This is a genomic window from Bartonella sp. HY038 (assembly GCF_014117425.1).
GTDB lineage: Bacteria > Pseudomonadota > Alphaproteobacteria > Rhizobiales > Rhizobiaceae > HY038.
In genome coordinates this window covers 599,582-616,634 of the sequence record NZ_CP059725.1, presented here as the reverse complement: position 1 = coordinate 616,634, position 17,053 = coordinate 599,582, and the positions used below count along the sequence as shown (strand labels likewise).

Below are 17,053 nucleotides of genomic sequence, written 5' to 3'. Positions count from 1 at the left end.
ATTTTTTTAATTTAATAACAAATGAACGTCTACAAAGACATTTGGTTCCATTTTTTTTAAGAAACTTATAACACTATTTTAACTAGCAATTTAAAAGACTAAATCGCCAACAAATTTGGACACTAAAATGAAGAAAAATACTTCACCCTAAAGCTTTGATAAGGTGTAAAAAGTGGGGGCTTCCATAACAAGATTTTATGGATATTAAATAATGAGATTAAGATTTTACGTATTTAAATAGGATGTACCGGTTTAAATGGGAGATTCCGGCACGAGCGCGAATATCGACAAATTTTTCAATGGCCTTGTTGAAAACCACTACATCTTAGCAAGCAGGAATTGCTTTCGCAAAAATTTTAATTGAACTCTTAAACTAAAAAAGGCCCCTTTTGAAAAAAGGAGCCGTTTCGATAAATATAATTTTTAAAAGAAAAATTTAAATGCCAACACAAACGCCGGACGTAAAAACCTACTTACTTTTAAAAAATAGCAATCATATATGTAAATTGCCGGTCTATTTTTTATCAGTTAAATTAAGCGACGTAACAATGACACAACTCGTTTCGGATGCAGGCATAAGCATTACATTAAAATTATTGGGTAGTTTGAATACTGCAGTTGCAGTCAAATCCTTAAGCCGTTCACTACCTGCCGGTAATTGCTGTGCAATTTCACCACATGATTGCATTTGCAAAATTGTCCGTGTCAAAACACCAGCACAGCCATTAGGTGTTGGAGCAGCAAAAACAACGCCTGTACCACGGCCATTAGTAGATGTATACACCTGTCCGATCAACGCGCCAATTGGATTTTCATCAGCGCCCTGTTGGCTACCTGTATAAATTGCATCATAAGTTGAACCGCTAATAACTGCATCACCCAGATTAGAGAAAAGCGCTGCACATTTTTTGGCACCGATTTCCTGCGCTTGTTTGGCAAATTCATTATTAATCATATTTGTTGCATTGCCTGTTTGCGGCTCTGTTGCAGCTGGTGCTTGTGGTGTGGTTGAGCCACTCAATTTATCGGCAACCAAAAATCCAGCAATACCAATAAGAATAAGCACTAGTAGAATAAGCCAAAATACTGGCTGAGCCAAAAATGACTTTTTCTTGGGTTTGGTTTGATAGATAGAAGATGGCGAATTATTATTTTGATCTGATGTCATTTTTTCCTGCTTTCCCCCGACAATATCCACAAAGCGGAATGCAACCAAGGGCAAAATATGTGCAATTTTTTAAATCTTAAACAAAGTTAAAAAATAGCATCAATACAAATAGAAGAATTATTGCAATAAGCGATCAGCAATCACTCCAATTACCTTTCACTTTTACAAATTTATCTCGCAACAAATGTTATAATCTAGAAACCTTGATACTAATTTCAATGTCTAATAACCATAGACAAAAAGTATTTATGTCAATATGCTTTTAGACTTATTTAACAAGTAATCCAACAACTACTTTATCGATTGCACTGCTTCTTTTAGGCCTTTCAATGGCGCATAAAATTGAAAATTACTGCCATCTTGCAACGGATAAGAAATAAACGCCATCGCTCCTGTATCAATTGCTGCGCTAAGCACTGGTCCAACCCGCGTCTGTGCTAGACAAAGCGATTCATTACAATCAACATAATCGATATTTACTGGCTCCTTGCGATTTTGAAAGAACATTTGTATTGGCTTGGTTTTATCAGCTGTCGGCAATGCCCGAAGCAAAAAAAACGGCTGCCCATTATCACTCGCAGCTAGCGACCAACTAAAAACCACATTGCCTGTACGATCGACAATTGATTGCGTAACATTGCAAACCTGCTTTTTAGCAGGCAAGTCCTCGTCACAGATAAGCGTCCAATTATTAAATTGCATAATCGCACGGCGAATCTGACCAGGTTCACCATCGGGCACTGAAAGCTCAGGCGGATGAGGAAAGTAGTTTTGTTCTGGCTGTTGTGAAAAGCTTTCGCCTCCCCCCATTAGGGAGAAGGCGAGAGCGATTATTGTAAATTTAAGTTTTTTCAAAACCATAATTAATTCAAGGTTATGCTTACACCTGCACCAACACCCCAATCGCCGCCAGCTGTTGTTGCGGTAATATTAGACCGCACTTTACCGGTTTCAGAGGTATAACCCGCACCGAATGCCAATGCACCTTCGCTCTTCCAGAAGCCACCACCGGTAGCTACGCTGAATTTACCTGGTGTATCATCATAACGCAAGCTAGCAGCGGCAAGGCCGATTGCTGCGCCACGACGGGCTTCTTTACGTGCATTTGTAATGCTAGTGTTAAGCTGGTTGAACTTCGTATCTGTATAGTAGTTAGACTGTTCTACAGAATTTTGTACGATGTTGTCAACACGCTGATCAGTGTAAGCCTTCGATTCATTAAGTGTAACTTGAGCTTGCTCTTTGGTGTAATCATAGAGCTGGCCGCCATTAACTGCCTGTTGTGAACCTTTTTCAATCTTGCCATCAGCAACATTATTAATGGTTACTGGCTTGCTTGCATCAGCACCCTTTAGACCAATCGAGTTGGTCTTGTTACCGCTTGCATCCTTGTCATACATGACAGAATTATTGGCAACATCGTTAACATTGGTTTGAATGCTATCGATCCTCTGGTTTGTATCCCAAAGCTGACCACCATTGACTGCGTCTTTCGAACCTTGTGCAATTGAACCATCTGCAACATTAACAATCTTGTTAGGCTGATTGTTCTTTGCACCAGCATTATAGCCACCAGCTGTCTCATCATAACGAAGAGCATTTCCATCTGGGCCCATATTATTAATCTGGTCCTGAACATCAGTCACGCGTTGGTTAACATTGTTGATGCTGCTATTTACACCACCAAAGGCATCATTAACATTGCTATAGGTACCGTTGGTTTGTGTACCATTTGCACTCACCTGGCTAACGATGAAGGTTGGAGCTGTCCAAGTACCGTTGGTAAAGGCTGCACCACCACCAAAGAAGCTAGCGATTTGGCTGTTAGAGGAGTACAATTGTCCCCCTGTTACAGCGTCACTAGAGCCGGCAGTAAGTGAACCATCAGCGATATTGGTAATTTTGCTCTTGGTTGTTACGCCATCCTTGGTATGGTTTGCACTAAATGCACCAGCTGTTTCATCCCAAACCAATGCGTTATTGGAAAGGTCTGTCACTGTTGCCTTAACATTTTCAACCTTGGTGTTAACAGTGTTAACATTGGTGTTGAGCTGAGTAAGCGCATCGCCAACATTATCAAAGTTAGTAACAGTGTCACCATCAGCAAAAGCTTCAATACCAAATGCACTAGCTGAACGAGTGGTTGCACCAGAGCCAATTGATGAAATCTGATAGCTAGGTGCTTTACCGTTTGCCAAGTCTGCACCACCACCAAGAGCGGCAGATGTAGTATTAGCAATGGTTGTGACACGAGTATTTGTAGTAAATAGCTGCGAGCCATTAATTGCATCCGTCGAAGTTGCACTAACTTCGCCTGCAGCAACATTGGTGATCTTGCTTGCAACTTTAGTACCAGTACCATTGTCATGAGCTGCACTAAATGCACCCAATGTAGCATCCCACATAAGAGCGTCGTTATTAATACCAGCAATCTGACCCTTAATATCGGTAAGATTGGAGTTAACGCCGCCAAATGCTGAGCCAACATCACGGTAAGCTTGGCCCTGAACATTATAGGTAGGCGCAGTGCCACCGATAATGTCAGCCCCACCACCAAGATAGGTGGCTACGCGTTCTGCGTGATCATTAACAGTCGTTCTAACCGCTGCAATATTGGTGTTTGTTGTAAAGAGTTGCGAACCATTTACAGCATCAGTTGAATCTGCAGCTACACGACCTGACTTAACATTAGTGATCTTGCTTGCAACTTTCGTACCTGTACCATCATCATGGGCAGCGCTAAATGCACTTAAGTCACTATCCCACTTCAAGGCATCTGTATTGATACTTGCAACCTGATCTTTAATATCAGTCAAGTTTGCATTAACACCACCAAATGCTGCACTAACATTATTGTATTTAGTACCTTGAACATTGAAGCTTGGTGCAACGCCGTTTGCTACATCTGCACCACCACCAAGATATTTATTGGTATTTTGTGCAACTGTATTAACACGGTCTGTAACACTTTCTACATTCAAATTGGTTGTATTAAGCTGTGAGCCATTAACTGCATCGGTTGAAGACGCATTAACATTGCCTTCAGCAACACCAGTAATACGGCGTGCAACACTAGTACCAGTAGCATCAGGACGGGCAGCATTGTAGGCACTTAATGAACTATCCCACATCAAAGCGTCTTTATTGACGTTAGCGATCTGGTTTTGAACATTAGTAAGACTTGTATCTACACCGTTAAATGCATCACCAACATTGCGATAAGTGTCGCCCTGAACCTTATAGGTTGGTGCTTCACCAGTTTGAACATTGGCACCACCACCAAGATAGTTAGAGGTGTTGGTTGCAATATTGGTCAAACGCAAGCTCGTGTCATTAACATCTTGCTGAGTTTTCCAAAGCTGTGAACCAGTTACAGCATCGCTAGAGTCAGCTGACAAAGTACCGTCTTGAAGATGTGTAATCTTACTATTGGTCTTTGTGCCTGTACCCTTATCACGAGCCGCATCATATGCACCCTCGCCAACACTCCACATCAATGCACTATTGTTGATTGTGCTGATCTGGCTGTTAACATTGTTAAAGGCTGCATCTACACCACCAAGTGCTGAACCAACATTATCGTAGGTACCGCCTTGTACTGAATAGCTAGGTGCTTGACCCGTTTTCACATCAGCACCACCACCAAGATAGCTGCTGGTATTTGCTGCAACTTGGTCAATATTGCTGTTGGTTGCGAAGAGCTGTGAGCCATTAACTGCGTCTTTTGAAGTAGCTGACAAGGTTGCATCAGCAACATTAGTAACTTTCTTCGATGCCGCATTAATGCCTGAAGCTGTTACACTTGGACCATTGGCAATTGTAAGACCATTGGTATCAATGCTTGTATTACCAGCTTTGATGCTATCTGCAGTTACATTGGTTGCAGCTACATCTGTTGCAGTTACGCTATCAACAGTGATGTCTTTAGCAAGATCAAATGTCACATCACGACCATTAGCCGATTTGCTTACATTGATGTTGCTGCCGGACTTCAAGTCAACGCTGTCACCAGCACCCACTTTCGTGGAATTTTGACCATCTGTTGACAAGTTCCAACCAGAATTGCTTACAGCTGTATCCAATTGGCTCTTATTAACTGCATCAGTTGCTTCGGTACCATTCGCAACATTGGTAATACGCTGTGCAGCACCATTACGGCTTGCACTAAATGCGTTTAGACCATCATTCCACTGCATGGCGTCGCGCTGCAAGGTTGCAATGCTTGTGCCGTGACCAGTTAAAGTTGAATCAACCGCAGTCAATGCACTACCAACATTGTTAAAGCTGTTGCCACCGATATTATAGGTCGGCGCTGTACCACTTGCTAAGTCTGCACCGCCGCCAAGATAGAGGCTGGTCTTATCAGCAACACTTGCGATACGTGCCTGATTAGCAGTCACTTCCTTATTGGTTGCGAAAAGCTGTGAACCCGTTACCGCATCGCTAGATGTTGCAGACAAGGTTGCATCGCCAACATTGGTGATTTTACCGTTAGAAGTGTTACCTGCAGCATCGGTACGCTGTGCGTTAAATGCATTTGTTGTTGCATCCCACTTCAAGGCATCAGTGCTGATGCTTGCAACATCATTCTTAATGCTGTTTAGGCTTGTATCAACACCACCAAAGGCAGAGGTAGCATCACTATAAGTAGTACCCTGAACCTTGAAGCTTGGTGCAACACCTGCTGCTACATCTGTTGTGCCACCAAAATACTTATTGGTGTTGCTTACTGCTGTACCAAGACGGGTATCAACATCAGCTACACGATTTTGAACATTGGTAACGTTAGTGTTGGTTGCATTGAGCTGAGCTCCGTTCACCGCATCAGTAGATGTTCCTGATAAAGTACCAGCAGCTACACCAGTAATCTTCTGCGCAGCACCACCACGTGTTGCATCAAATGAATCTGTACCATTCCATTGCAATGCATTGGTCTGAAGACCTGTAATTGCTGTTGTATTGCCTTCAATTGCTGTTTTGTTAGCAGCGATTGCAGTTTTATTAGCAGCTACATTGGTGTTGGTTGTGTTGAGCTGGCGACCAGTTACTGCATCAGTTGATGTAGTGCTTACATCACCATCAGCAAGATTAGTTACCTTCTTCGCACCTGCATTGATACCTGTGCTTGTTACACTTGGGCCATTGGCGATTGTTAGACCGTCATTGTTGAGTGTGGCTGCACCAGTTTTAACACTGGTAAGATCAAGGTCCTTAGCAATATCAAAGCTTACAGCATTGCTGTCCGCAGTCTTTGACACAGTCAAGTTGGTGCTGCCTGCACGTAGGTCAACAGTACCGCCATTACCGATTTTGCTGCTATTTGCACCATTTGCTGTCAAGTTCCAACCAGTTTGGCCGATCTTGTCATTCAACTGTGCAACGTTAACTGCATCGGTGTTATTGGTACCAGCTGCAACATTGGTAATCTTCTGTGTACCAGAACCATGACTTGCGTCATAAGCACCGAGTGAAGAATTCCACTGTAGAGCATCAGTTTGAAGAGCTGCAATTGATGTAGCCTGACCAGTAATACTGGTGTTAACTGCACTAAATGCATCAGTTACGTTATTTGCAGTGCCGTTTTGAGTAGCAAAGCTTGGAGCAACTCCACCAGCAACATCAGTTGTGCCACCAAAATACTTATTGGTGTTGCTTACTGCTGTACCAAGACGGGTATCAACATCAGCTACACGATTTTGAACATTGGTAACGTTGGTGTTGGTTGCATTGAGCTGAGCTCCGTTGACCGCATCAGTAGATGTTCCTGATAAAGTACCAGCAGCTACACCAGTAATCTTCTGCGCAGCACCATTACGTGTTGCATCAAATGAATCTGTACCATTCCATTGCAATGCATTGGTCTGAAGACCTGTAATTGCTGTTGTATTGCCTTCAATTGCTGTTTTGTTAGCAGCGATTGCAGTTTTATTAGCAGCTACATTGGTGTTGGTTGTGTTGAGCTGGCGACCAGTTACTGCATCAGTTGATGTAGTGCTTACATCACCATCAGCAAGATTGGTTACCTTCTTCGCACCTGCATTGATACCTGTGCTTGTTACACTTGGGCCATTGGCGATTGTTAGACCGTCATTGTTGAGTGTAGCTGCACCAGTTTTAACACTGGTAAGATCAAGGTCCTTAGCAATATCAAAGCTTACAGCATTGCTGTCCGCAGTCTTTGACACAGTCAAGTTGGTGCTGCCTGCACGTAGGTCAACAGTACCGCCATTACCGATTTTGCTGCTATTTGCACCATTTGCTGTCAAGTTCCAACCAGTTTGGCCGATCTTGTCATTCAACTGTGCAACGTTAACTGCATCGGTGTTATTGGTACCAGCTGCAACATTGGTAATCTTCTGTGTACCAGAACCATGACTTGCGTCATAAGCACCGAGTGAAGAATTCCACTGTAGAGCATCAGTTTGAAGAGCTGCAATTGATGTAGCCTGACCAGTAATACTGGTGTTAACTGCACTAAATGCATCAGTTACGTTATTTGCAGTGCCGTTTTGAGTAGCAAAGCTTGGAGCAACTCCACCAGCAACATCAGTTGTGCCACCAAAATATTTATTGGTGTTGCTTACTGCGGTTGCTAGGCGATTTGTAACATTGGTTACATTGGTGTTGGTTGTTGTCAACTGACCAAAGTTTACAGCGTCACTAGCAGCAGTGCCGTTTGCTACACCAGTAATCTTTTGCGCAGCGCCACCACGTGTTGCATCAAATGAATCTGTACCATTCCATTGCAATGCATTGGTTTTAAGACCAGAAATATCTGATGTATTGGCGTTAATTGCTGTCTTATTGGCAGCAATTGCTGTCTTATTAGCTGCAACATTGGTATTGGTTGCAGATAATTGATCAAAGTTGACTGCGTCACCTGTTGCAGTACCTGCTGCTACGCCAGTGATCTTTTGCGCTGTACCATCACGAGTTGCATTAAATGCATCTGTGCCATTCCATTGCAATGCATTGGTTTTAAGACCAGAAATATCAGTGGTGTTGGTTGCAATTGCTGTTTTATTAGCGGCAATTGCTGTCGTATTAGCTGCAACATTAGTATTGGTTGTTGTCAACTGACCAAAGTTAACCGCATCACTAGCAGCAGTACCTGCAGCAACATTAGTTACTTTTGTATTGCCTGCATCAATGCCAGTCTTGGTTACGCTTGGACCACCAGTGATGGTAAGACCATTGGTATTGAGTGTAGCGTCACCAGTCTTAACACTTGTAAGATCAAGATCTTTAGCAATGTCAAAAGCTACAGTGCTGCTATCGGTTGCCTTAGCAATGGTAAGATTGCTGCTGCCTGCACGAAGATCAACAGTACCACCATTACCAACTTTGCTTGCATTAGAACCATTAGCAGAAAGGTTCCAACCGGTTGAGCTGATAGCTGTCGTTAACTGGCCCACATTTGCTGCATCGGTTGCACTTGTACCAGCAGCAACATTTGAAATGCGCTGTGGTGCATTGCTACCATGACTTGCGTCATACGCACCAAGTGAAGAACTCCACTGTAGAGCGTCGGTTTGAAGAGCTGCAATTGATGTAGCCTGACCAGTAATGCTGGTGTTAACTGCACTAAATGCATCAGTCACGTTATTTGCAGTGCCGTTTTGGGTAGCAAAGCTTGGAGCAACGCCGCCAGCCACATCTGTTGTACCACCAAAATACTTATTGGTATTGCTTACAGCTGTTGTTAAGCGATTTCCGACATTTGTTACATTGGTGTTGGTTGTTGTCAACTGACCAAAGTTAACCGCATCACTTGCTGCAGTGCCATTTGCTACACCAGTAATCTTTTGTGCAGCACCATTACGTGTTGCATCAAATGTACCAGAACCATCCCATTGTAGAGCATTGGTTTTAAGACCAGCAATGTCAGTTGTGTTGGTAGCAATTGCATTCTTATTGGTGGTAATTGCAGTGGTATTGGCAGCAACATTGTTGTTTGTTGTTGTCAATTGACCAAAGTTTACAGCATCACTTGCTGCAGTGCCTGCTGCTACACCAGTAATCTTTTGTGCAGCACCATTACGTGTTGCATCAAATGAATCTGTACCATTCCATTGCAATGCATTGGTTTTAAGATCAGTGATATCAGTTGTATTGGCTGTAATTGCTGTTTTATTGGCAGCAATCGCAGTCGTATTAGCTGCAACATTATTATTGGTTGTTGTCAATTGACCAAAGTTAACCGCATCAGTTGCAGCTGTACCTTGTGCAACATTGGTAATTTTTTGATTACCAGCATTAACACCAGTTGTTGTAACGCTTGCACCACCAGTAATAACAAGACCGGTATTATCAAGCTTAACATTACCAGCTTGGATACTATCAAGATCAAGATTACGGGCAATATCAAAAGTTACGTCATTGCTGCCTGTTGCTTTAGCAATAGTCAAATTGCTGCTGCCTGATTTTAGATCAACCGTAGCGTCTTTGCCAATTTTTGTCGAATTAGCATTATTTACGGAAAGATTCCAACCAGTTTGACCAATTTGCTCATTCAATTGACCAAGATTAACAGCATCATTGGTGTTAGTACCATTAGCTACATTGCTAATTTTTTGCGGTGCATTCGAACCATAGCTTGCATCATAAGCACCAAGATTTTGGTTCCATTGAAGAGCATTGGTTTGAAGCGCAGCAATTGATGTGCCATGGCCTGTCAAGGCTGTATCAACTGCACCAAATGCAGAGGTTACATTGTTAGTTGCATTGCCTTGGATGGTAAAGCTTGGTGCAGTACCTGCAGCTAAATCTGTAGAACCACCAAAATATTTATTGGCGTTACTAACAGCTGTACCAAGACGAGTATCAACATCAGTCACACGGTTACCAACTGCAGTAACATTTGCATTGGTTGCGTTAAGCTGTGCACCATTTACAGCATCGGTTGATGTTGTAGATAAAGTACCCGCTGCAACATTAGTAATTTTTTGTGCTGAGGTTGTACCATGACTTGCATCATAAGCACCAGAAGTCGCATTCCACTGAAGTGCATCAGTCTGAAGACCTGTGATTGCAGTCTTATTTGCATTAATTGCATTTCTGTTGGTTGTAAGAGCAGTATCAACAGAAGTGAATGCATCGCCAACGCTATTTTTAGTTGCGCCCTGGATTGTGAAGCTTGGCGCAGTACCGCCAGAAACTGAAGCCCCACCACCAAGATAACTATCAACGTTAGAAGCATAAGTTCCAACTTTGGTATCAAGAGCAGTAACGCGGTTACCAACAGCAGTTACATTGGTGTTGGTTGCATTAAGTTGCTTACCGTTAACTGCATCAGTTGATGTAGTTGATAACGCACCATCAGCAACATTGGTGATTTTTTGTGCTGTACCACTACCATGGCTTGCATCATATGCACCAGAAACGGCGTTCCATTGAAGTGCATCTGTTTGTAGGCTAGTAATTGCAGTCTTGTTTGCAGTTACATTATTATTGGTAGCGTTAAGCTGAGCACCATTTACTGCGTCAGTTGAAGTTGCTGACAATGTACCTGCTGCAACGCCAGTGATCTTCTGAGAACCGCCGTTACGAGTTGCATCGAAAGCACCTGTACCATCCCATTGCAATGCGTTGGTTTGAAGAGCGCCAATTGCATTAGTATTAGCTGTAATTGCTGTCTTATTAGCAGTTACATTGGTGTTAGTTGTATTAAGTTGAGCACCGTTTACAGCGTCAGTTGATGTTGCTGACAATGTACCTGCTGCAACACCAGTAATTTTCTGAGCTGCACCACCACGATTTGCATCAAAGCTATCTGTACCATTCCATTGCAAAGCATTTGCCTGAAGATTTGCAATATTAGCATTGCTTGCAGCAATTGCAGTCTTGTTGGCAGTCACATTGGTATTGGTTGCATTAAGCTGGGCACCATTAACAGCATCGGTTGATGTTGTTGACAAAGTACCAGCAGCAACATTGGTGATTTTTTGAGCTGTACCACTACCATGACTTGCATCATAAGCACCTGAAGCAGAATTCCACTGTAGAGCATCTGTTTGCAAGTTAGTAATAGCTGTTTTGTTGGTAGCTATTGCATTTTTATTGGTAGTAAGTGCGGTATCCACGGCTGAGAAAGCATCACCAACGCTCGTTTTAGAAGCGCTTTGGATGGTATAAGTAGGTGCAACACCAGCAGCAACATCAGCACCACCACCAAGATAAGTGCTTACATTATTAGCCTGTGTAGCTACTTTTGTATCAAGCGCAGTAACGCGATTGCCAACAGCGGTTACATTGGTATTCGTTGTATTGAGCTGCTTGCCATTCACCGCATCTGTAGATGTAGTTGATAAAGTACCATCAGCAACATTAGTGATTTTTTGCGCTGTGCCTGTACCATGACCTGCATCATAAGCACTTAGATTTGCATTCCATTGCAATGCATCACTTTGAAGAGCCGTAATTGAGTTCTTATTTGTGGTGACATTGGCGTTTGTAGCATTAAGCTGAGCACCATTTACAGCATCAGTTGAAGTTGCAGATAATGTACCTGCAGCAACACCTGTGATCTTTTGTGATGCATTATTGCGTGTAGCGTCAAAAGCACTTGTGCCATCCCACTGCAGTGCATTGGTTTGGAGACCGCTAATTGCTGTCTTATTTGCTGAAACATTGGTGTTGGTTGCATTGAGCTGAGCACCATTTACAGCATCAGTTGAAGTTGCAGATAATGTACCTGCAGCAACACCTGTAATCTTTTGTGCAGCACTATTACGTGTTGCATCAAAAGAATCTGTGCCATTCCATTGCAATGCATTGGTTTGGAGATCAGTAATAGCTGTCTTATTCGAAGCCACATTGGTATTGGTAGTATAAAGCTGAGAACCATTGACGGCATCTTTTGAAGCAGCGGATAATGTACCTGCAGCAACATTAGTAACCTTCAATGAAGCTGCATCAATGCCAGTTGCTGTAACACTAGGACCATTAGCGATAGTTAAACCATTATTATTAATAGTTGAATTACCAGCGACAAGACTATTTGCCGTCACAGCACCTGTTGCAGTAACACTGGTGAGGCTCAAGTTCTTTGAGATATCAAAAGTAATATCATTAGTTCCAGCAGCACGAGCAATTGTTAGATTGCTACTACCAGCCAACAACTTAACTGTTGCACCATTACCAATAGCAGTGCCGGCTTCACTACCAACTGCCAAACTCCAAGCAGAAGAATTAATCGCATTGGTTAACTGGCCATAGTTAACAGCATCTGAACTAGCAGTACCATTTGCTACATTGGTGATTTTTTGAGCTGAACCACTACCATGACTTGCGTCATAAGCAAGGGAAGCACTATTCCATTGCAATGCATCAGTTTGCAATGCAGAAATATTAGTATTTTGCGTAGTCAACGTTGAGTTAACTGCGCCAAAGGCAGAATTTACGTTGTTGTAGTTAGCGCCTTGAATAGCAAATGTTGGCGCAGTGCCTGCAGCAATATCTGCACCACCACCAAGATAGGTGCTAGCGCGTGTTGCATAAGTACCAACCTTAGTATCAAGCGTGCTAACACGGCCATCAACGGTCGTTACGCGACCATCAACAGCAGTTACATTAGCATTTGTTGTATTAAGCTGCGAACCGTTAACTGCATCCTTAGATGTAGCAGATAACGTACCATCAGCAACATTGGTAATTTTTTGCGCAGATGTTGTACCATGACTTGCATCATAAGCAGATGATGTTGCATTCCACTGTAGAGCGTCAGTTTTAAGACCTGTCAATGTTGTATCAACAGCTCCTAAAGCAGCACCTACATTGCCATAAGCTGTACTTTGAATTGTAAAGCTTGGCGCAGTACCAGCAGCAATATCTGCACCACCACCCAAATAGGTGCTAGCGCGCGTTGCATAAGTACCAACCTTTGTATCAAGCGTGGTAACGCGGCCATCAACAGTTGTTACATTTGCATTGGTTGCAAACAATTGTTTACCTGTAACTGCATCGGTTGAAGTTGCAGACAATGTTGCATCAGCAAGATTAGTTGCTTTTTTACCAGCATTATCAATACCGGTTGTTGTAATGCTTGGGCCACCTGAAATGGTTAAGCCCGTTCCAGTTAAGCTTGTTGTCCCAGCCGTCGCACCAGATCCAACTGCAATCGCAACACCACTGGTTGAAACCTTTGTGTTACCAGTAGTTACGCTATCAATGCTAATATCTTTAGCCAAATCAAATGAAAGATTTGTGCCGCTTTTAGCAACAGTTAAATTTGTGCTTCCTGCACTGAAATCTACAGTTGCGCCGCCACCAACAGATGTTTTGCCGGTTGCATCGCCATTAGCGGACACATTCCAAGCAGAACCAGACTGAACAGCCTGCAACTGGCTATAATTTACCGCATCATTGGCACTAGTACCATTCGCAACATTGGTAATTTTTTGAGCTGTTTTTGTGCCTGTACCAGCTGAATCATAGCTAGCATCAAATGCTTTTGTGGTTGAATTCCACTGCAGAGCATCTCTTTGCAAGTTAGAAATATTACCAGCATTGGTGGCAATATTTGTTTTGTTTGTTGTAATTGCTGTATCAACAGCTGAGAAAGCATCACCAACACTGGTCTTAGATGTACCCTGAATTGAATAGCTAGGCGCTTTATTATTTGCAATATCTGCACCACCACCAAGGAAGGTATTGGTACGAGTTGCATAAGTACCAACCTTAGTATCAAGTGTAGATACATTCGTATTGGTAGTATTTAACTGCGAACCGTTAACAGCATCTTTTGATGTAGTGGAAAGCTCACCATCAGCAACATTAGTGATTTTTTGAGCAGTCTTTGTACCTGTACCATCCTTATCATAACTTGCGTCAAAGGCTGATAAGCTTGAATTCCATTGTAGCGCATTAAGATTAAGATTATCAAGTGCACTATCAACTGATGCAAATGCATCGCCCACACTGCTCTTATTCGCACCTTGAATGGAATAAGTAGGCGCAGTACCAGCACCAACATTAGCACCGCCACCCAAATAACTACTAATGCGTGAAGCATTTGTTGTAGCCGTGGTATTGGTTGCAAAAAGTTGCTGACCAGTCACTGCATCAGTTGACGTTGCAGACAAAGTTGCATTTGCAAGATTGGTTGCAGATTTCCCTGCACCATCAATACCAGTCGTTGTGACGCTTGGGCCATTGGCGATTGAAAGACCAGTACCAGTCAAACTTGTTGTGCCTGCCGTTGCACCAGAACCAACAGTGATAGCAAGACCACTTGTTGTTAACTTAGAATTGCCAGTCGTAACACTTGTAATATTGATATCTTTAGCAAGGTCAAAAGTTACATTATTATTATCTGCACCTTTTGATACAAGCAAATTCGTACTACCAGCACTTAGATCAATAGCGCCTGCAACACCAACATTGGTTGAATTTTCACCGCCTGCAGTTAAATTCCAACCCTGCGCTGCATAATCACGTAATTTGCTAAGCTGTGCAACATTAACCGCATCAGTACTAGCAGTACCAGCAGCAAGGCCAGTAATTTGGCGAGTAACGGTTGAACCATCACCAACGCTTACCGCACCATTTGTGGCAACCCATGCACCACCAGTTGTAGCTGATGCCTTATTTGTGAAAGGATCAAGACCAATGCCGCCAGCAGCTGTCGAGGCTTTAGAAGATGAGCCGATAGCAACACCACCGCTAGCTGTAACAGAGGCTGAATTACCAAGAACAAAGCCATCAGCTACATTGACACTACCATTATTACCAATGATACGAGCGCCAGCGCCAGCTGTACCGATATTGCCATTATTACCAAAAATACCGGCATTAGCGCCAGCAATCGTATTATCATTACCTAAAGAGTACGAACCATCACCAGTAATCGTTGTTGGATCACCAATAGCACCAGAATTTGCACCACTTACATTATTACCAACACCAATTGCAATTGATTGAGCACCACTTGCGGTCGAGCCATTACCAACAGAAATCGCTGACGCACCACTTGCAGTCGAACTTAAACCAATAGCAACAGATGACGCACCACTAGCAAGTGATTGACCTGCAATAGCCACTGAATCTGCACCGGTCGCATTAGCACCTTTCGTCGTATTACCACCAATAGCTGTAGAACCTGCACCACTCGCAAGCACACCTGCATCAACACTACCATTAGCAGTAGAACCAAACGCAGTAGCACCAACCCCAGTTGCCTGAGCATTAGACCCAATCGCAATCGCATTCCTAACTGAAGCATTCGACAAAGAACCCAATGCAATTGCATCCTCAGCCATAGCTTTAGCAGAAATACCCAAAGCAATTGTACCGCCAGCGTCAGCAATAGAATGCTGCCCCATAGAAACACTACCCGTGCCATTTGCCTGCGCATTCAAACCTATAGCAGTGGAAGAAAGACCCAATGCTTTTGAGTTACAACCAACAGCAAATGAATTCACACCGAACGCTTGAGTTTGATTGTTTGCCTGAGTAGCACTACCGAGATAACTAAGCGTATTCCCTGTACCAAAAGTTTGCGCTGGAGGTGTCCATACTTGAATACCTATATTCTTCGCGGTATTAGCACCAGCATTGGCATTTATATTATAAGTAGCACTTGTGGTCTGCCTCCCAAAACCATAAAGCCCCCCACCAAAAGCAGCATCATCACCATAAACGCCTGCATACGTATCATCACCAGTAAAAACAGAACAATCACCGTCACCAACAAATGCAATACCATTATTACTTGCGTTAGCACCGCCACCACCTGAAGTCCCCTTAATTGCAGCAGGCAGAGCGCTCCAATCGCCTGCCAAATCCCATTTTTGGAAATTTGACCCGTTATCACTGATTGCAATAGCACCTTGAGCCACATCAATGGTCGAAGCTGTAAACGTTGCACCAACAGACAACACCGCAGCAGCTGCAAGGCCAGCACCTGCAACGCCAGACAATAAGCTTTCGCGACGACGATGACGATTTTCAACTGCTAAAGAAGTATTTTTATTCTTAATAGTTTTTGTCATTTAACCCACCCAATGTAGATACACATATAAATTCTTAACTACGCACTTACGCAGAAACTCATAAATAAAATTAAGTCAGTGCAACCCAAGACACTCCGCCAAGAACACACTTGAACTAGACTCACTTAAGCATGCTGAATCACAAATGCGTGATCCTTTACACTCCAGCACTCGCAAAACGCCGAAAACCTCGAACATAGCCACGAGTACAACTTCACTTTCATAAAGTTACAGCTGTGTATATCTCATTAACATAATTTAATATTTCATGCAATATTATGTAATAATATAAATACATAATAAATATCTAATATAAAGATAATAACCAGTTAAGGATTATAATATAAGGTTAAATAAATACCTATAAAATCAATTAAAAAATTATATATATAAAGTTCAATTGATAAAATTTAATAAATATATAACTTAATGCTTAAATGTAATTTGATTTTCTAAATAATGTGAAAAATTAATTATTAATATTAGAATATTAAAATTATTTAACTTGAAAACTATTTTCTTATTATGAAACAAAGCCAAATTGGCACGAATTTTTCTTGAACGCGCAACTTTAAATTTGGTTCCCCAAAAAAAAATTTTTCAAGATTTCAACAAAAAAAAGCCATCGTGACATAATGGCAACATAAATGTCTCGATTTGCCACAATCAAAGCCAATAATGGATTTTGTCGTCGCAATAGCTCGGCAATAATGCGCTGAAGCATCACCCAAAATAGCTAATTATAATTGGAGTGAAATTTCCTCGATTTTTCTGGCAAAAAATCTAAGCTGTATTGATCGAAAGAGACTTGTTCAACCCACCAACAACCATATTAAAGAACCAAATTTAAAAGGGAGGTAAAAAACGATTTTTGCGGCCTTATGCAAGTAGGCTA

General features: G+C 42.3%; 3 protein-coding genes. All 3 read right to left on the bottom strand.

What is annotated here, in order from left to right; genetic code table 11:
- Positions 1-514 precede the first annotated feature (514 nt).
- The 3 genes from H3299_RS02490 to H3299_RS02480 all read right to left on the bottom strand — a co-directional run bounded on the left by H3299_RS02490 (position 515) and on the right by H3299_RS02480 (position 16,158).
- On the bottom strand, positions 515-1,168 hold the full coding sequence (locus H3299_RS02490) for a hypothetical protein (protein ID WP_182418755.1): 654 nt from the start codon (positions 1,166-1,168) through the stop codon (positions 515-517).
- 291 nt (positions 1,169-1,459) lie between these two features.
- Complete coding sequence (locus H3299_RS02485) at positions 1,460-2,029, bottom strand: invasion associated locus B family protein (RefSeq protein WP_182418754.1); 570 nt, start codon at positions 2,027-2,029, stop codon at positions 1,460-1,462.
- Between the two features lie 2 nt (positions 2,030-2,031).
- Entirely contained in the window at positions 2,032-16,158 is a 14,127-nt protein-coding gene (locus H3299_RS02480) for a YadA-like family protein (RefSeq protein WP_182418753.1), read from the bottom strand.
- Positions 16,159-17,053: the final 895 nt, after the last annotated feature.

Excerpts from the sequence above, each read along its gene's own strand:
- H3299_RS02480 (WP_182418753.1), bottom strand. The coding sequence starts at position 16,158 with ATGACAAAAACTATTAAGAATAAAAATACTTCTTTAGCAGTTGAAAAT.
- H3299_RS02485 (WP_182418754.1), bottom strand. The coding sequence starts at position 2,029 with ATGGTTTTGAAAAAACTTAAATTTACAATAATCGCTCTCGCCTTCTCC.
- H3299_RS02490 (WP_182418755.1), bottom strand. The coding sequence starts at position 1,168 with ATGACATCAGATCAAAATAATAATTCGCCATCTTCTATCTATCAAACC.